At 54.6% G+C, this 18,559-nt stretch carries 18 protein-coding genes; 16 read left to right on the top strand and 2 right to left on the bottom strand.

All coding sequences use genetic code 11. The features are described 5' to 3' along the window. Window positions 1-2: 2 nt before the first annotated feature. Window positions 3-1,379, top strand: coding sequence for a folylpolyglutamate synthase/dihydrofolate synthase family protein (locus C4S74_RS12655; RefSeq protein ID WP_103995691.1), 1,377 nt, complete (start codon window positions 3-5; stop codon window positions 1,377-1,379). An 8-nt stretch (window positions 1,380-1,387) separates the two neighbouring features. Beyond that, window positions 1,388-2,773: a UDP-N-acetylmuramate--L-alanine ligase gene (gene murC, locus C4S74_RS12650; RefSeq protein ID WP_103995690.1), complete on the top strand. Its 1,386-nt coding sequence runs from the start codon at window positions 1,388-1,390 to the stop codon at window positions 2,771-2,773. Window positions 2,774-3,001: 228 nt separating this feature from the next. Here the strand turns inward: murC and C4S74_RS12645 are convergent, their stop codons facing one another. Beyond that, window positions 3,002-3,322 (bottom strand): hypothetical protein, encoded by a 321-nt coding sequence (locus C4S74_RS12645; RefSeq protein WP_103995689.1) that lies wholly within the window; start codon window positions 3,320-3,322, stop codon window positions 3,002-3,004. A gap of 150 nt (window positions 3,323-3,472) precedes the next feature. Between C4S74_RS12645 and C4S74_RS12640 the strand changes: the two genes are divergently transcribed. After that, entirely contained in the window at window positions 3,473-5,311 is a 1,839-nt protein-coding gene (locus C4S74_RS12640) for an SPOR domain-containing protein (RefSeq protein ID WP_103995688.1), read from the top strand. A 64-nt stretch (window positions 5,312-5,375) separates the two neighbouring features. Here C4S74_RS12640 and C4S74_RS12635 read toward each other — a convergent pair whose 3' ends face one another. After that, a complete protein-coding gene (locus C4S74_RS12635; RefSeq protein ID WP_103995687.1) occupies window positions 5,376-6,584 on the bottom strand; it encodes an N-acetylmuramoyl-L-alanine amidase in 1,209 nt (402 codons plus the stop codon). Window positions 6,585-6,733: 149 nt separating this feature from the next. Between C4S74_RS12635 and C4S74_RS12630 the strand changes: the two genes are divergently transcribed. From C4S74_RS12630 to C4S74_RS12570, 13 genes are all read left to right on the top strand, one after another. After that, a complete protein-coding gene (locus C4S74_RS12630; RefSeq protein ID WP_103995686.1) occupies window positions 6,734-6,976 on the top strand; it encodes a DUF4321 domain-containing protein in 243 nt (80 codons plus the stop codon). A gap of 52 nt (window positions 6,977-7,028) precedes the next feature. Beyond that, window positions 7,029-7,655 carry a nucleoside triphosphate pyrophosphatase gene (locus C4S74_RS12625; protein ID WP_103995685.1) on the top strand — a complete coding sequence of 209 codons (627 nt, stop codon included), beginning with the start codon at window positions 7,029-7,031 and terminating at the stop codon, window positions 7,653-7,655. Between the two features lie 86 nt (window positions 7,656-7,741). Next, on the top strand, window positions 7,742-8,197 hold the full coding sequence (locus tag C4S74_RS12620; RefSeq protein ID WP_103995684.1) for an Rrf2 family transcriptional regulator: 456 nt from the start codon (window positions 7,742-7,744) through the stop codon (window positions 8,195-8,197). An 837-nt stretch (window positions 8,198-9,034) separates the two neighbouring features. Beyond that, entirely contained in the window at window positions 9,035-9,724 is a 690-nt protein-coding gene (gene radC, locus C4S74_RS12615) for a DNA repair protein RadC (protein WP_103995683.1), read from the top strand. A gap of 149 nt (window positions 9,725-9,873) precedes the next feature. Then, on the top strand, window positions 9,874-10,905 hold the full coding sequence (locus C4S74_RS12610) for a rod shape-determining protein (RefSeq protein ID WP_009672964.1): 1,032 nt from the start codon (window positions 9,874-9,876) through the stop codon (window positions 10,903-10,905). Window positions 10,906-10,940: 35 nt separating this feature from the next. After that, window positions 10,941-11,819: a rod shape-determining protein MreC gene (gene mreC / locus C4S74_RS12605; RefSeq protein WP_103995970.1), complete on the top strand. Its 879-nt coding sequence runs from the start codon at window positions 10,941-10,943 to the stop codon at window positions 11,817-11,819. A gap of 2 nt (window positions 11,820-11,821) precedes the next feature. Then, complete coding sequence (mreD, locus tag C4S74_RS12600) at window positions 11,822-12,349, top strand: rod shape-determining protein MreD (RefSeq protein WP_103995682.1); 528 nt, start codon at window positions 11,822-11,824, stop codon at window positions 12,347-12,349. A 54-nt stretch (window positions 12,350-12,403) separates the two neighbouring features. Then, window positions 12,404-13,072, top strand: a complete 669-nt coding sequence (locus C4S74_RS12595; protein ID WP_258042471.1) for a septum site-determining protein MinC — start codon at window positions 12,404-12,406, stop codon at window positions 13,070-13,072. Between the two features lie 64 nt (window positions 13,073-13,136). Further along, window positions 13,137-13,931, top strand: coding sequence for a septum site-determining protein MinD (gene minD / locus C4S74_RS12590; RefSeq protein WP_009672982.1), 795 nt, complete (start codon window positions 13,137-13,139; stop codon window positions 13,929-13,931). Window positions 13,932-13,938: 7 nt separating this feature from the next. Then, window positions 13,939-15,087, top strand: coding sequence for an FtsW/RodA/SpoVE family cell cycle protein (locus tag C4S74_RS12585; protein WP_103995680.1), 1,149 nt, complete (start codon window positions 13,939-13,941; stop codon window positions 15,085-15,087). A gap of 236 nt (window positions 15,088-15,323) precedes the next feature. Then, window positions 15,324-16,112, top strand: a complete 789-nt coding sequence (locus C4S74_RS12580; protein WP_181024399.1) for a M23 family metallopeptidase — start codon at window positions 15,324-15,326, stop codon at window positions 16,110-16,112. Then, on the top strand, window positions 16,105-16,980 hold the full coding sequence (locus C4S74_RS12575; RefSeq protein WP_103995678.1) for a site-2 protease family protein: 876 nt from the start codon (window positions 16,105-16,107) through the stop codon (window positions 16,978-16,980). The genes C4S74_RS12580 and C4S74_RS12575 overlap by 8 nt, the downstream gene beginning before the upstream one ends. Window positions 16,981-17,117: 137 nt before the next feature. Continuing rightward, entirely contained in the window at window positions 17,118-18,281 is a 1,164-nt protein-coding gene (locus tag C4S74_RS12570) for an Rne/Rng family ribonuclease (protein WP_181024419.1), read from the top strand. Window positions 18,282-18,559: the final 278 nt, after the last annotated feature.

Genomic DNA, 18,559 nt, shown 5'->3' with positions numbered 1-18,559 from the left:
TCATGGAACAACATACAGAAGCGGCTTCCCCGTTCAAGACTTACACCGAAGCAGTGAACTGGATTACCGGTCTCGTGCCGGTCGGCATCAAACCGGGGCTCAAACGAATGGACCTGCTGATGGAGAAATTCGGTCATCCTCACCGGAGACTGAAGTTTATACACGTCGGCGGCACGAACGGCAAAGGCTCGACCTGCGCCTTCCTGACGAAGGTTCTTGTCCGCAGCGGATACGATGTCGGAACCTTTACGTCCCCATATCTCGAAAAGTTTACGAACCGTATACAGTATAACGGTCAAGATATTGAAGAAGAGGCTCTGCTGCTCCTGGCGAACCGGCTGAAGCCGGTCGCCGACGAAATGGCGGAAACCGAGCTGGGTTCCCCGACGATGTTCGAAATTTGCACGGCGCTGGCGCTCTTGTATTTCGGCACGGTCACGTTTCCGGATTATGTCGTCCTGGAAGTGGGGCTCGGCGGCCGGCTTGACTGCACTAACATCGTTTCGCCGGTCATTTCCGTTATCACGAACATCGGCCACGATCATATGGACATTCTCGGCGATACGCTGGAACAGGTGGCGCTTGAGAAGGCGGGCATCATTAAGCCCGGCGTGCCCCTGGTCACGACCGTGGAACAGCCTGAGCTTGCGGAACTGTTTATCCGGGATGCGAAAAGCAAACGCACGACCGTTTATCTCCTCGGCAAGCAGTTTACTTACGAGCCCGTATCGACGGAGCTGGACGGCCAGAAGCTGAACTTCACGGGACCGTTCCGTTCGATCGAGAACGTGCCGGTTTCCCTCAACGGGGCGCACCAGCTGAAAAATGCCGCTGCGGCGTTAATGACGCTCGAAGTCCTGCGCCAGTATAACGCGCTTATCGTGGACGACGAAGATCTTTTCGCCGCCATGAGCGAAACACAGTGGCCCGGCCGCCTTGAGATGGTTTCCGATAATCCGCGGATTCTGCTGGACGGAGCCCATAACCCCGAAGGGGCGCAGACACTGGCCGCAGCTTTGAAAGACACGTATTCCTACAAGAAACTGCATTTGATGGCCGGCATGTTGTCCACGAAGAATCAACCCGGCTATTTCAGGCATATACTACCAATGGTGGATACGCTTATCCTTACGGAACCGGATTTTCATAAAAAAGAAAGTGCGTCCCGTCTGGCCGACCGGGCCCGGGAGACCCTCCGGGAACTGGACGTGAACCGGGATATCGATATCGTGGTGGAACCGGATTGGAAGAAAGCCCTGGAACAATTGAAGCACCGAACGGGACAGGATGATCTGGCGGTCGTATCCGGCACGCTCTACTTGATTTCTGATGTTCGTTCTTGGCTCTTATACACGACCGACTCTGAAAAAGGATGGTGAGAACGACATTGAATACCCCAGAACACGTACATTTTATCGGCATCGGCGGCTACGGTATGAGTGCGATCGCCAAAGTGATGCTGGAAATGGGTTACCAGGTGTCCGGCTCCGATCTGGCCCAGCAGGAACTGACGGAAAAGCTTAGGGCCAAAGGTGCCCGCGTTTATATCGGGCATGAAGCCGGGAACGTGAACGGAGCGGACCTCGTGGTCTATTCCACGGCGCTGTCCAAGGACAATGTGGAAATGGTCGCGGCCGGAGAGCAGAACATTCCGGTCATTCACCGCTCGCAAATGCTTGCGAGATTGATGAATGAGCGCAAAGGGATCGCGGTCGCCGGAGCGCACGGCAAAACGACGACTTCTTCCATGATCGCGCTTGTGATGGAACGCTGCGGAACCGATCCGACGTATATCATCGGCGGCGAAATCATGAACATCGGCTCCAATGCCAAAGCGGGCAAAGGCGACTATGTGGTGGCCGAAGCGGACGAGAGCGACGGCACTTTCCTGCAGTATCATCCGACGCTGGCGCTTGTGAATAATATCGAGGCGGATCATCTCGAAAACTATGACGGAGATTTTGAGAATCTGAAAAAAGCCTATGCCCAGTTTCTCAGTCAGGTGAGAGAAGACGGCAAGGCGATCATCTGTCTTGACGACGAATATTTGCGGGGCATGCTTCCGCAGATCAAAAGCGAGACCCTTACTTACGCCATTGACCGGGATGCCGACTATGTGGCGACGGATATCGAGCTGGGCGACCGGAAAGTATCCTTCAGCGTCCGCCACGGCGGCGAAACGCTCGGCAAGGTGCGCTTGTCGGTTCCCGGCCGGCACAACGTATACAATGCGATGGCCACGCTGATCACGTGTCTGGAAGCCGGCCTTACCTTCGAGCAGATCGCCGGGGCGATCGAGGAGTTCCGCGGCGCCAAACGGAGATTTCAGGTGCTGGGCGAAGTGAACGATATTCTCGTAATCGACGATTACGCCCATCACCCTACGGAAATCGAGGCGACAATCTCGGCGGCCAAAGCGACCGGCAAGCATCTTATCGCGGTGTTCCAGCCCCAGCGCTATACGCGTACGTTTTACTTATTCGAACAGTTCAGCCATGCTTTCAAAGAGGCGGACGAGGTGCTGATCACCGACATCTACTCGCCGGCCGGCGAGAAGCAGATCGAAGGCATCAGCTCCGAGAAACTCGTCGAACTGATCCGCAAGAACAGCAATCCGAATGTCACCTACATTCCGACCCGCGGCGAAGCGGAGGTCTATTTGACGGACCGCGTTAAACCGGGCGACCTCGTTATTACGATGGGAGCCGGAGACATCTGGAAAACGGCGGACGGTCTCGCGAAAACGCTTCGCGCCCGCTATGAGGCGAACTGAGAAATCTTTTGCAGTAAAATTCGAAAACATGCGGCACGCCGCAGTACGAAACCTTCCGCAGCTCTCGCTGACGGGAGGTTTTTTTATGGGGGAAATCAGACGTTCCGAGAAGGGAGAGGGCCGATTTGTCAGTCCGCCCGTAAAAAGGAGAATGGCCGCTTTACTATTCCGCCGCAAGTAACGCCATTTTGTCCAAAGCGGCGTGAGGCGCGGCGCGAACTTGAAAGCCTACTTGATAGTCTTTCGCATTTTCGCCAGTTCCGCAAAATCGTTCGTGATCCCTACTAATTCCTGTGTTTCGGTTTTTACCAGAACGTAGGTGGGGAACGACGTGATCTTAAACGTTTCCATAGGCGGGTTATAAGAAATGATATCAATGCGCGCCCCATTCAGCTGTTCCAGCTGTTCCCGCGTTAAATCAGCGTGGGGATTGAACACGTACAGAGTCGTGGATGGATTGGAGTCCGGAATGGCCGCAAAAACGATAAAGCCCAAAACAGCGAGTATACTTGCAAACAGCAAAGTTTTTCTTGTATCACCAAGCTTCACGATGGGGTTCCCTCCGTTATGGACCGTATATGTATACCATATACCAGCTTTTGGGAAATCTCCAGTCTAGTAAAATTTCCGGGGCCCGGACATATTTTTCCGTTCCCGTTCATAGGCTGATAGCAGAACGCGGATAAGGAGATGGGCCGTATGAATAAAGCGAGAATTTCTTATCGTATAGACGGAAACGACCGGACAAACCGTAAAGAAGATAAATCGGGCGGCAAAATTATACCTTTGACGAGAGAAGAGTTTTCGGTGTCGGAAACGCTTTGGAGAGACGCGGAGGCGGATAGAGCGAAACGAAACCGGCAAAACCGCAGGGAATCGGAAGAGGCACCCGCGGACCGGGAAGGGCTGAATGAGTATACGGCCGATTTCGGTACTTGGCAGAGTCCTTACGATACCGAGACAGAACGGATCGCCAAGCTTATCCGGGAAACGGAACCGGGTTACCGGGGAGACTCGGGCCATTTTGAAAGCACGATCAACGAACGTTTCAGGGAAGAAAAAGAAAGAAGACGGGAATACGAGGATTTGGACCGGACCGCGTTCGGGGAACGCAGAGACGAAGATGCCGGGAGGGGGAGAAGGGACTTTGAGGGTCCTTCCGAGCAGGCGGACGATTATACGGATTACCGGTTTAGGGAAGAACCGGCAGCGGAGCGGGCCCATGCGGGTGAACGGGGACGAGGGGAACGCTATCCCCTGCCGTCCAACATGGGCTGGCCGGAGGATCCCAGCGGCTTTATCGATTACGGGACAGCTTCCTCGCCGGGCTATAACAGCCTGTATGCTCCGCAAAAAGACGAGCGGGAAGATGACGGTCATGCCCGTTCCGTACCCGGCGGCGTGCCGGTGCCGGATATGAGGGAGAGAAGAAGCGCCGGGGAGAGGGACTACTATGAACGGCAGCTTGCGGAATCGCCCCCTTTGGGTCACAATCCGAGGCGGGGCCGGAACCGGGAAGAGCCCGCCTATTATGAAGACGAGACGCCGGCATACCGCAGGGAGCCTGTCTACGAGGATCCGTACAACCGACTTCATTGGGAGGAATCCCAAAAATCGGGCGTACGCGTTTCCCGGACCGGGCGGGGAGGCTTGCTGCGCATCTCTACATCGGTGGCGGGAGCGATGGTAACCGGGGCGGCTTTCGGCTATTTCGTCCTTTCCATGTTCTCGGGCGGTGCGGAGAAGCCGATCACGATCGACGCGGGTCCGGCTGCGACCGCCCAGGCTCAGCCGAGTCCGGGTGCGGTCACGCCGCTGAAGCCGGATGACGCCGCACCGGCCGCTTCCGCACCGGCGGCCTCCGCGCCTGCCGCCGTCTCGCCGGCCGGCGGGCCGACTGCGGCGGCGTCCATCCCGGCGCGCTCCTACACCGTGCTGCAGAACGGCATCTTCAGCACGCCGCAGAGCGCGGAGACCGCACGCACCGACGCGCGGAGCAAAGGCGCCGCGGCGGCAGCCGAACCCGGCACGAAGACGACGGTATACGTCGGAGTGGCCGGGAGCAAGGAGGACGCCGCGAAGCTGAAAGCCGCCCTTGCCGCCAAGAAAATCGAAGTCTTCGCGAAGCCGCTCGATCTTCCCGCTGTCGGCAAGGTGTACTGGAAGAGCGGCAGCGCCCAGCCGCTCGCGGATTATCTCGCGCAGGGCGCGAAGGTCGCCGGCACGGCCGGCAGCTTGTCCGCCGCGAAGATGGCGGAGGCTTCGCCGGGCGCGCTCGACGCGGCCTCGCTGCAGCCGCTCGACGCCGCCGCCAAGGCGTGGGCGGCCCTGCAGCCGGCGGTAGCCGCGGGAATTCCCGACGCGGCCAAGCCGCAGGTCGAGGAGATGAACGCGGCTCTCGCCAAGGCGGTCACGAAGCTCGGCGAGTACGGCAAGTCGCCGTCCGCCCCGCTTCTGGCGGAAGCCCAGGAGGCGCTGATGCGGTACGTCTTCGCCGAGAAGCGGCTGATGCAGCAGCTCACGGCCGCATCGGCATAGGCTCAAGCCGCCGCTCCATACACACAAAAACACGGCCTGCGAATTTTGCGGGCCGTGTTTGTTTTTAGGGCTGGAGCTTGGAGTAGCGGTCCATCATGACGGCAATCTCCGCCCGGGTTATGTATCGGTTCGGTTTGAATTCCGTCGGGCTTGTCCCGTCGACGATACCGGCTTTCGCAAGCGTGTAGACCGCGCCCGCACACCACATGGAGGCGGGGACGTCGGAGTAAACGTCCTGACCGGCCGGAGGCGTCAAAGTAGGAAAGCCTTTCATTTCGCGAAGCCGCTGGAGAATAGCGGATACCTCGCCGCGGGTGATCGACTGGTTGGGGCGTACGGTCTGGTCCGCGTACCCGTCGAGCAGTCCGAGGCGGACGGCTTTCGTCATTACCGGATAGGACCACTGGGTCGTTTTCAAATCGCTGAAAACCGGTGCCGGCACGGAATTTCCCGTTCCTAGCAGGCCATCGAACCCGAAGACGCGGTCCATCACGGTTACGAACTCCGCGCGGGTGAGCGCCCGGTTAGGTTCGAAACTGTTCCCGATGCCTTCCATCCAGCCTTTGTCTTTGATGCGCAGGATGGCTTCGCGTGCCCAGTGCCCGGCCGTATCCGGGAAAACCGGCGGCTGGTAGGAGTAGACTCCGTCCGCGATCGCTTTTGCCATTTTGGTGCGGAAGGCCGGATCGGCCAGTAGATCCGCTTCTTTTTTATTGCTCAAAAATCCGGTTTCGACAAGAATACTCGGTATTTTTCCTTTGCGGACGACATAAACCGCGCTCGGCACCAGCCCTTGATCCTTCAGTCCGGTTTGGGACAGAACGGAGCTTAACACCTTCTGAGCCAGCAGCTTGCTAGAGGGTGTAAGGGCTTCCATTTCCGGGCTGGCGGGATAATCGTCCTGGGGATAACGGCTGTCGTAATACAGCACCTGCGATCCGTTCGCGGAAGCGCTCGGATTCGAATTGGCATGCACGGATACGAAAACGTCGGCTTTCTGGGCATTTGTAAATTGAACTCTCTCGTCAAGGGACAAATAACGGTCGTCCGACCGGGTCATCACGACTTCGACGCCTTTCTTCTTGAGCTCGTCGCGGAGCTTCAAGGAAACGTCAAGGTTGACCGTTTTTTCATTGAGACCGTTTACACCGATGGCTCCCGGATCTTTCCCCCCGTGACCGGGATCGACGACAACCTTGTAGGCTATCGCCTCGTAAGGAAAGACCAGCAGAAGCGCGAGGGTCAGCCCTGCTAATTTTGTAGTTTTTTTCATCCTGTTTTTCCCCTCCCGTTTCCAATTGTACAGGGACTTTCCAGGTTAGTAAGCCGGAAATATGTTACAAATTGTTGTTTTTTCGGATTGATGCCAAACGTGCCGCTTCGTATAATAAGGGAGAAACAAGGGAAGAGAGAGGATAACGGATGAAGAAAAACGGCTTCACCCTCGTTCTGTTTTTAGTGATCGGTCTTGTCGTCGGCATCATTGTGGGACAACTTCTTGCACCGGTCAAAGCACTGGCGTTTCTGACCAAAACGACGGATATCGTCTGGCAGCCCAAAGCGGACCTGCAGGTCATCCAGTACGATATCCTTTTGCAGATCAAACTGAATTTGTGCAGCATTTTGGGCCTCGCGGCCGCATTCTGGCTGTACCGTAAGGTATAGTCCGTGAGAAAACGCATTTTTATATGTTTTGAGAAAAATGGAGGCAACGGTTATGAGCCGATCCGGCAGCGCGCCCTATGAGCAGGGCATTAAACTGATTCTCGCATCCTCCTCGCCCAGACGGCGGGAGCTGCTGAAAGGGATGGGGCTGGATTTTGAAATTATCTCCAGCGATGCGGATGAGACCGTGGAGGAGAGCCTGAGTCCCCGGGAGATCGTGGAGACGCTTGCCGTGCGCAAAGCGGAAGCGGTAGCTGACGCCTTGCCGGGTTCATACGCACCGGACAGAACCGTCATTATCGGTTCCGACACGATTGTGGTGCTGGACGGGGAAGTACTGGGTAAGCCCAAGGACGAACGGGATGCTCTCCGCATGCTTTTCGCACTGCAGGGCCGGACTCACGAGGTATACAGTGGAGTCGCCTGCATGAGCGCGGACCGCGGTAACGTATCGGTCAGGCACCGCCGGACGAAAGTCGCGATGAAGCAGATGGACGAGGAACGGATACTCCGTTATATCGCGACGGGAGAGCCTTCGGACAAGGCGGGCTCCTACGCGATTCAGGGGATCGGAGCCACCTTGATCGAGGGGATAGAAGGGGATTATTTTAATGTCGTCGGTCTCCCGGTATCACTCTTGAGCGAGATGCTTGAGCCGTTCGGCATCCGCGTCATCTAGGTAAATGTCCCCGGTACTGAACCGTTTTCATTAAGAGCTGATTCTGCTACAATAGAGAGAACATCAGGAGAAAGGAGGGCTATGTCATGAACAGCGAGTTTACGATTGCCGTGCACAGTCTGGTGCTTCTTGCCCATCTGCCGGAACACATGGCTTCGAGCGATGATATTGCTTCCAACGTTTGCACCCATTCCGCGCGTATACGCAAAATTATGGGCTGTCTGCGCAAAGCCGGATTTGTCCGTACCAAGGAAGGCTGCGGAGGCGGATTTATTCTTAATCACGACCCCGATGAGATTACGCTCGGCGACATTTATCAGCTAACTTCGCTCGGCACCCTCAAACCGAACTGGTGCTCAGGCGACCAGGGGAATGAATGTCTTGTTTCTGCAAACATGCAGAATGTGATGGACAACATGCTGGATGGAGCCGAACAGAACATGATTCAATATTTAAAAGGCGTGACGATCGGCAGTATGCTCCGTACGTTGAACGAGACGGAGAAGAAAGCCGCCGCTGCCGAGAAGAATCTGATTTCCTGAAGCGGTCCTTGCCTGCGCTTCGCATTTAAGGAGGGTACGGGACCCGCTTTATTGTACGATAAATGAGGAATAGACACCCGGTGCTGCGAAGGCGGCGCGGACCCGGCTTTCACGGGCATGGTATTTCTCGTCAGAGAGACGCTTTGCCGATCCGGCCGCCTGTCTTCCTGGGCATCTGCCTCCCTGCTGTCCTTCCCGCTGTTACATACGTCCAGTCGGTTTAATTACTAACTGCTTGCACCATCCGTGCACTCCGCCTTCCTTCCGCTTTCGGGCCCCTGCGCTCTTTCTTTTACCTCTCGATTCACTCCTTCACGCGTCTACCGCTTCCGCTTGTCTCTTTCGCATTCCGCTTTAGTCTTTCTCCGCTGGTAAAGCTGCTTTCCCATCCGTTTACTCACTTCTCCTGCTCTCTATCATACCGCTTTTTCAATCTGCCGCTTTATTTACAGCCATCCGCCGTGATTTCCGAACTTAACCCGCCGTCAGAATGTTTACCTGTGCTTCATCTTTCATATTTTTTGTCGAGGTGTGCAGACTTTTTTAGGACCTGTGTCGTCCTATTTAACAGCCCCTCTGTCTTTGGATGGTTTTGTGCGGTTTTTTATATGGGGACCGCATGAGAATAAACGAATGACCTCATGCGACTTTTCAATGGAATTTCCGATTCGGTCGCCCGTAGTCTTGAGTCTGCGGATGCTCCGGTAAAACCGGGTCCGGCCAACGCCGGATGAAGACAGTAAAAAGCCCGGCAGACGGCGCTTTTCGGACAATTGGCGCCGGTTTTGAAGGAAATGTTGGAAATTGGCCTGAGAACATACCGGAAGAGGGGAATATATGATATCATCAATTGTCACCTTGCGTGAAATTCCGCCGGAAGAGAGACCCCGCGAAAGAATGATGCAGCTAGGGGCTTCGTCGCTAAGCAGTGCCGAACTGCTGGCTATCCTGGTTCGTACGGGAACATACTCCGAGTCCGCTTTGGCGCTCGCACAGCGGATTCTTTCCGAAACGGGAGGACTCCGGGGGTTGGTCGAAGCCAGCCGGGAAGAGCTTGTCCGAATCAAGGGGATAGGCGACGCCAAGGCGCTCCAGATTATGGCGGGAATCGAGCTGGGAAGACGGATTTCCCGGACCCGCACGGAAGAAATCACGACGGTGCGTTCTCCGTTTGATGTTTTCGATCTGCTTAAGGACGAACTGCGCTATTTGCAGAAAGAACACTTCGTTTGTTTGTTCCTCAATACGAAAAACCACATCATCGGACGCGAAACGCTGTCCATCGGAAGTTTGAACGCCTCCATTGTGCATCCGCGCGAAGTTTTCCGCGCCGCGATTCAGCGCAGCAGCGCCTCCATCGTTTGTGTACATAACCACCCCAGCGGGGATCCAACGCCAAGTCCACAGGACATTGAACTTACGCACAGGCTGACAGAAGCCGGTGATATTATAGGAATCGAAGTCCTCGATCATATTGTCATCGGAGATGACCGCTATGTCAGTTTGAAGGAGCATGGTCATATGTAATATAATAAAGATTATGTTCGTGGAAAGACCCCTAATTTCGACAATGACTACGAAAACTATGACGAAACAATAAACCGTCGGTATTTTTTTGCTGCCATTTAAGCAGTTAATCAGAGAGAAGATGGATTTTGGGAAGGAGCCGTTTTATTATGTTCGGAGGTTTTACAAAGGATTTAGGTATCGATTTGGGTACTGCAAATACATTGGTGTATTTGAAGGGCAAAGGAATTATCGTGAGGGAGCCGTCGGTGGTCGCCATCCGCACGGATACGAAAACCATTGAGGCCGTCGGCGACAACGCGAAGAAAATGATCGGACGTACGCCGGGCAACATCCGTGCCATTCGTCCCATGAAAGACGGCGTAATCGCGGATTTCGAAACGACCGCCACGATGATCCGTTATTTCTTACGTCAGGCACAGAAGGATCGTTTCATGTTCCAGCGTCATCCGAATGTCATGGTCTGCGTACCTTCCGGCATTACGGCCGTCGAGAAGCGCGCCGTGGAAGACGCGACCAAGCAGGCCGGCGCACGTGACGCTTACACGATCGAGGAGCCGTTCGCGGCCGCAATCGGCGCGGACCTTCCGGTCTGGGAACCGACGGGAAGCATGGTTGTTGACATCGGCGGCGGTACGACCGAAGTGGCCGTTATTTCCCTCGGGGGAATCGTGACGAGCCGTTCTATCCGCATCGCGGGCGATGAGATGGACGAAGCCATCACCCAGTACATCAAACGCACCTATAACCTGATGATCGGCGAACGCACGGCCGAAACGCTCAAAATGGAAGTGGGCTCCGCCCTGCCGATGGAACAGCCGGAGTTTCTTGAAATCCGCGGCCGCGATCTCGTGACAGGTCTGCCGAAGACGATTTCCGTCACTTCCGACGAAATTACGGAAGCGTTGACCGACACCGTGAACGCCATTATCGATGCGGTTAAAGTGACGCTGGAGAAATGTCCGCCGGAGCTCGCCGCCGACATTATGGACCGCGGTATCGTGCTGACGGGCGGAGGAGCCCTTCTGCGCAATCTCGATAAACTGCTTGCGGGCGAAACCGGAATGCCGGTTATCGTTGCGGATAATCCGCTTGATTGTGTAGCCATCGGGACCGGCCGCGCCCTGGATCATATCCATCTGTTCAAAGGTGCCAAATCCGGCGCCAAATACAGACGCTAAGTCTGACTGTGCCGACGTGAGAAGGTGTTGAATTGTTGAAATTCATGGGGAACAAGAGGCTGATGGTTCTGCTTGTGGGTCTCATCTGTTTTTTCATCCTGATGGGACTTACGCTTAGCGGACGGACGAAATTTTACTGGCCGGAAAAATTTCTGAAAGATTCGATCGCCTGGACGCAGAGCGTATTTTACAGACCGGCAGCGGGCGTGGCTGGCTTCTTCGAGGACGTCGGCAAGCTTAAAACCATCTATGACGAGAATCAGATCTTGAAAAAAAGACTGACCGACTACGCACTCGCCACCCAGCAGCTGAATGCGCTTGAAGACGAGAATAAACGCTATAAAGAAGCCTTGGGCTTCACGGAGCGCCAGAAGCAGGTGTCCAATTATAAATACCGGATTGCCGACGTGATCGCGGCAAGTCCAGATCCTTATAACGGAACCATCACCGTAAATCTGGGCGAGAAAGACGGCATCCGGCCCAATATGGCCGTTATTAACGTAGACGGTCTTCTCGGACGGGTGCTCACCGTAACGGAATTCACCTCCAACGTACAGCTTCTTACGGATTTGAGCGATACGAACAACAAGGCTCCCGCTATTTCCGCAACCGTCAAAGGCAAGGAGTACAAATCCGCCGAGGGTCAAGGCTCCTACGGGATCATTGAGTCGTACGACAAGGAAAAGGGCCTGCTCGTCATGAACAAAATCGACCAGAACGACCAGCTTGCGGTCGGCGACACCGTCATTACTTCCGATATCGGCAAAGTATTTCCGAGCGGTATTCCGGTAGGAACGGTCGTTTCCCGCGAACCCGGGGATTTCGGGATTACCCAGAAAGCGACGATCAAGCCTTTCGCTGATTTCAGACATATCAGGGAAGTCTTTATCATCGAAATACCCGAGGTGAAATAGCCATGGTACGCAACTCGCTCTGGCTCATTCTGTTCTCGCTGCTCATATTGGAAGGATCGCTTATTCACTGGCTGATTCCAGATTCCTGGCAGCAAAGCGTCCGGATTTCTTCCAATTTTATGCTGATCATTATTTTGTATATCGGACTTTATTTGAACCGGCATTCTGCACTGCTGTACGGCCTTGGTTTCGGGCTGCTTCACGATTTCGTCTATTTCGGACACATACTCGGCGTCTACTCCTTCGGATTCGGATTGGTCGGCTACATAGCGGGGCTTCTTCCCCGCAGGCAGACGAACCTCATTTTCACCACTTTGATGACGATGGGGGTCGGCGTTCTTATTTTCGAAATTATCAAATTCGGAATCAACCGTTTATTTAACATCGTAACGGTGAATTTCCAGTTTGCGTTTACCCATATTATGCTGCCGAGCGTGCTGTTCAACATGCTGTTCGCCCTGGCGGTGTACATTCCGATGCGCAAGCTCATGGAAGCCCTGCAAGGCCAAGGATCCCGGGCGGAACATTAATTTTGACCGTTCGTTTTCACCCGGCAGGAAAACCCGGGCAGCAGGCCGAATTGTATGGGTTGGGAGGTTGGAACGTTTATGACGACGGCAGGTAAACATCATGTGATTATAAAAGGAGTCAAAGACGGCCTGAACTTTCTTCTCGACGATTCATGCGAGCTTGCGACTGTTCTAGAAGAACTGCGGCACAAGGTGGAGAGCACTCACGACCGCATTCTGACCGGACCTATCGTGCGTGTTCATGTCAGACTCGGCAAACGCAGCGTCAGTGACGAGGAGAAGGAAGAAATCCGGGCCATCATCGGACAGAAGGGCAACCTGCTCATTCAGTCCATTGAATCCGATGAACCGGAGCCGCTTGTCGGAACGGCTGCTCCCATTACCATGCTTAAAGGGATGGTCCGGTCTGGACAGACACTTAAACATGAAGGCAATCTGCTGTACATGGGGGATGTTAATCCCGGAGGCACGATCCTGTGCACCGGCAGCATCTATATCATGGGTTCCTTGCGGGGAATGGCACATGCGGGTGTGGACGGGGACGAGGCTGCGATCGTTGCGGCATCCCATATGCGTCCGACTCAGCTGCGCATTGCCGGCGTAATCAGCCGTCCTCCGGACGAATGGGGATTCCAGGAAGCATTTATGGAATACGCCTATATCAAAGACGGGCGTATGGAAATTGATAAATTGAACGGACTGCACCGTATGGTGCTTGCTTAATAGCCGGATGGCCTTTTTGCAAACCGGCTGCACGCAATTATCGTAACGCTGAGGAGTGAATACCATGGGAGAGGCAATCGTTATCACTTCCGGAAAAGGCGGCGTCGGCAAAACGACCACGTCGGCCAATGTGGGGACAGCACTCGCTCTGCAGGGCAAGAAAGTATGTATGGTCGATACCGACATCGGGCTGCGCAACCTGGATGTGGTTATGGGGCTGGAGAACCGGATCATTTATGACCTGGTTGACGTTGTGGAAGGACGCTGCAGGCTTCCTCAAGCGCTGATCAAGGATAAAAGGTTTGAAGAACTGTATCTGCTTCCGGCCGCACAAACCAAAGACAAGCATGCCGTTTCCCCGGAGAGCGTCAAGGATATCGTGCTGGAATTGAAAAAAGATTTCGATTTCGTTATCATCGACTGCCCTGCCGGAATCGAGCAGGGTTTCCGCAATGCGGTGGCCGGAGCGGACAAAGCGATTGTCGTCACGACCCCCGAGAATGCGGCGGTACGCGATGCGGACCGGATTATCGGCCTGCTGGAGAACGAGAAAATTCATGCTCCGAAGCTGATTATTAACCGGATCCGCCAGAACATGGTCAAAAAAGGCGAAATGCTCGATATCGACGAGATCTGTTCCGTACTGGCCATCGACCTGCTGGGAATCGTGCCGGATGATGAGCATGTCATTAAGGCGGCAAATTCCGGCGAACCGACCGTAATGAACCCGACCTCACGGGCTGCCATCGCATACCGCAATGTCGCACGACGCATACTTGGCGAATCGGTTCCTCTTATGCCGCTTGACGAAAAGCCGGGTATGCTGGCTAAATTGAAAAAGTTTTTTAAATTAGGATGAGTGCGATATGCTTGCCAAATTAAAAAAATTAGATTTGACCATCATCCTGTTGCTGATGGTGCTAATTACCATCAGTTCTTTTTTGGTATATAGCGCGGATATAGACGACCCTAACATTCATGTAAATTGGACGAAAACGATCATTATTTACGTTATTGCTTTATTCGCTTTAACGGCATGCAGTTTTTTGGACTATAGAATCCTTATCCGGTTTTGGATGTTTCCTTATTTGATCAGCATCGGGCTGCTTGTTTTTGTACTTAGAGTAGAAGCGATCAATGGGGCGAGCGGATGGATCCAAATAGGGGACTTCCTGTTTCAGCCGGCCGAGCTCTGTAAGCTTTGTGTGATCATTGCACTTGCTGCCTGGCTCCGCAGAAAGAATGAAGAAGACCTCCAAATCATTAAAGATGTGATCCCGATGGGATTGCTAACCTTACTTCCTTTTGCCTTAGTCTTTATTCAACCCGACTTGGGGAATGCGATCATCCTAATCGGTGTTCTTATCGGAATGCTATGGATAGGAAACGTTAAATATTCTCATGCGCTCATCGGTCTTATCGTTTTCGGGGGCGGAATGTTTTTATTCTTCTATTTCTACTCCATGCATCCGAAAGAGATCAGTGGGTATCTGATTGAGAATTTCCATTTCAAACAGCACTGGTTTAAACGGATCGACACGTTTTTAGATCCGTCTACGGCAAGCTTGAACGACCGTTATCAGATGGAAAACTCATACAGAGCGATCGGTTCCGGCGGTCTGACGGGTGAAGGCTACTTGAACGGAAGCTCTATTCATTCCAACTTTATTCCTTATGCGTATTCGGACTCCATCTTTGTCGTGGTTGGTGAGGAATTCGGGTTCCGCGGCGCAGCCGTGCTTCTGATGCTTTACTTTTTCCTTATCTACAGAATGATTCTGATAGCTATACAAAGTAAGAACCGAATCGGCTCCTATCTGGTTGTCGGAGTTGTAGCCATGTATGTCTTCCAGATATTCGAGAATATCGGCATGTTGATTGGGTTGATGCCTTTGACCGGTATCACACTTCCTTTTATCAGCTATGGGGGGACATCTTTGTTAATCAATATGCTTTGTATAGGAATGGTACTAAGCGTTAAAATCCACGATCACGCCATAGAAGACGATAAATAAACAGGCCTCCGAGGCCTGTTTTTTGTATGCTCATATTTCGTACAAGCCGCTCATATGCTGTAGTAAACAAGCCCCGCCTCACAGGAGGTTAAGTCATGGAGAACAAGCATAACGTGCGCCAGCGCAGATTGGAAAAAATCAGGAAGCTGCAGGAGACCCCGCCTGAAAAAACTTTACGGCAACGAGGGTCAAACGAACTTTTGCCCTTTGAAAGTCGGGTTTCGGAAGTGGAGCCTGTGCCTGCCATTCTTCCTTTAGTCGGGAAGGGGCAAGATTTTGACGACAGATGGAACGACCCCGAATATGTATGGAAGCAAAAAATGCAGCGCGAGCTCGGGCTGCCCGGCGCTTACTATGCCCGAGAACCCGGCGGCAGGGACTCTGGGGACGGAGGCGGATACAATCCGCGTATTCCTTACCGCGTCCGGTTTCTGCGGCAGCTGGTCGCCAGTGCCATGCTATTCGGTCTGATCTGGGGAATGTTTCAGCTCCAGCATCCCTTGATCGAGCGAGGGAAAGGATATGTCACGGCGGCCCTCCGTGAGCCGCTCAATTTTCAGCAGCTGTCCGCCTGGTATCAGAAAACGTTTGCCGGGGCTCCCTCTTTTATTCCGGCCTTTCATTCGGATGAAGAAAATCCGGCGGTAAAAGCCGATGCCCAAAAACGCTCCTACTTCGTCCCCTTGAAAGGAAAAATCCACGAGACCTACACGGCTGACAAGCCTTTCATAAGCGTGGCGGCGGAGCCTCATACTCCCGTGTACGCACTCGATGCGGGACAAGTCACCTTTGCGGGCCCCAAAGACGAGACAGGCTACACAATCATCATCCGTCATCCCGGAGGGCTGCAGTCCGAGTACGGGCAGATCGAGCAGTCCCGCGTCGAGGTTAACGACTGGATCAAAGGGGGCGAAGCCATCGGTCAAGTGTCCAGAGACAGCAAGAGCGATAAAGGGCTTCTCTATTTTGCCGTCCAAAAGGAAAGCCGTTACGTGGATCCGGCGGGTGTGATCCCTTTTGAATAACCGGCTGCAGGTACGCTTCCGCTTCCATCCCCTTTTTACCATCGTGATGCTGCTCTCGCTGGCAACCGGACATTTTCTGGAATCGGCCACGTTGTTTGGCATCGTTTTTCTCCATGAGCTCGGCCATTTCGGAGCGGCGGCCGCTTTCGGCTGGAGGGTGCGGGAGGTGCGTTTGCTGCCGTTCGGAGGCGTACTTGTCGTCGACGAGTTGGCTTCCGTTCCTCTGCGGGAAGAAATGATCGTTGCGCTCGCGGGGCCGCTTCAGCATCTTTGGCTGATCGCTCTCGGTTTCCTCTGCCGCTTCCTCGAAGCGGGGGACCCGGAATGGTGGTCCTATTTTATCGAAATTAACGCCGTTATCGCTTTGTTTAACCTGCTTCCGATTTTGCCTCTTGACGGAGGAAAGCTGCTGCAAGGCCTGCTCAGCCTGGGCTTGCCCTTCCAACGGACTCTCGTGTGCTCCGTCTGGATTTCTATCGCACTCGGGTTCACGATGACGGCTGCCGCCGTCTGGCCGGCCGGGACGGGGAGGATTCAAATGAACGTCCTTATCGTCGGCTTGTTTCTGCTCTATCAGAATTGGGTGAGCCGCAGGCATCTGCCTTTTTATTTTCTCCGGTTTATGATGAACCGCGAAGCGAGCACGGAGCGACTTATGCTGAAGGGGACGCAGGCCAGGCCGATTGCCGTCGCAAGACAGCGGAAGGTGGGGGAAGTGGTGAAGCTGTTTATGCGTGAAAAATATCATCCCGTCTACGTAATGGGCAGCGGGGGAACGATAGAAGGCATTCTCCCTGAGCAGCAGGTGGTCGATACTTATTTGACGCATAAAAACCGGTCATGCACGGTTTCCGAGCTGCTTCCTTGAAGAAGAAAACGGGCCGGCTTCCAGTTTTCTTGTCCGTTTCCCGGGCAGGGTGTGGCTGTCTGTCCCGCTTCCTTGCTTTTATTCAGTAAAGTGCGAAACTTCCCTCCTTCATGTACAATAATGATGGGGTGAACGCCATGAAACAACTGATCGTAAGCTGCGAAGCGGCTTCGCTTCAGGCGGCTCTGCTCGAAGATCGCAAGCTCGTGGAATACGAGGCTCAGCATCCAAGCGAGACGCAGCGCGCAGGAAGCATCTACATCGGCCGTGTGGTAAACGTACTGCCTGGCATGCAGGCCGCATTTGTAGATATCGGATTGGATAAGAACGCTTTTTTATACATAGATGACGTGCTGCCTGTCAATATGCAGAAACAGCCTAAGACGAAACCGCCTATCGGAGATCTTCTTCAGCCCGGCCAGCGGGTGCTTGTTCAGGTTGTCAAAGAACCGGAAGGGTCCAAGGGAGCCCGTGTCACGACTCATTATTCCATTCCGGGCCGCTGGCTGGTTTATATGCCCGGAGCGGGGTATACGGCAGTCTCCCGCAAAATCGAAGCGGAAGAAGAGAAAGTCCGCCTGAAGCAGGTGGCGGACAGCCTCCGCTGCGGAGAAGAAGGACTCATTCTCCGCACGGTGTCCGAGGGGCGCAGCGAAGAGGAGCTGCGCCGCGACCTGCTCGATCTCCGGGAGCTTTGGGCGGTGATCGAGCAGAGGGCGGCGGCCGGCGCGGCGCCGGCGTGCATCTACCAGGATCTCGAGCTGCTCCCGCGCCTTGCGCGGGACGTGATCACGGAGGACGTGCTCGAGATCTGGGTGGACGACGAAGCCGTCCGCGCGGAGTTGCAGGGGTTGCTGCGGCAGCGCAGCCCGGAGCTTGCGGCGCGCGTCCGCCTGGACGGCGGCGGTACCCCGCTCTTCGAGCGGTTCGGCATCGCCGAAGAGCTTTCCCGCTCGCAGCGCCGCAAGGTTTGGCTGCCGAGCGGGGGCTATCTCGTCATCGACCCGACGGAGGCGCTGACGGTCGTGGATGTGAACACGGGAAGGTTTACAGGGACTTCGTCCCTGGAGCAGACCGTGTTCCGCACGAACATGGAAGCCGCCGCCGAGATCCCGCGGCTGCTGCGGCTGCGCAATTTGCGCGGCATCATCATTGTCGATTTCATCGACATGGAGCAGTCCGCGCACCGCGACCGCGTGCTGGAGTGCATGACGGAGGCGGTCAAGAAAGACCGCTCTAAAACGATACTCCTCGGCTGGACGAAGCTCGGCCTGCTGGAAATAACGCGCAAGCGCAAGTAGAATTTATTGTCGGAGCGTCTGGAACGTGTGCAGCTTGATTGGTGGAAGTATTGCGCAGGCATAAGTAGTAATCCGCACGTTCAAGCCCTGCCGCCACGCCCGCATGGGGCCAAGCCGGACTGTCTGCGCAGAAGTTGCTGACCGTTACAGCTTGCGTACAAGCATAAACACAAGCATAAGTACAAGCACTGCCGCCGGCGTGAAGTACTCAGCATAAAACCGTACGCCTTGGCCGATTCGGAACGGATAGGGCCGGAAACCGGAATACGGCACAGGCA

Source organism: Paenibacillus sp. UNC499MF (genome assembly GCF_900107975.1).
Lineage (GTDB): Bacteria > Bacillota > Bacilli > Paenibacillales > NBRC-103111 > Paenibacillus_F.
Note: the sequence above shows the minus strand (reverse complement) of the source record. Positions and strands in the feature narration are given on the sequence as shown.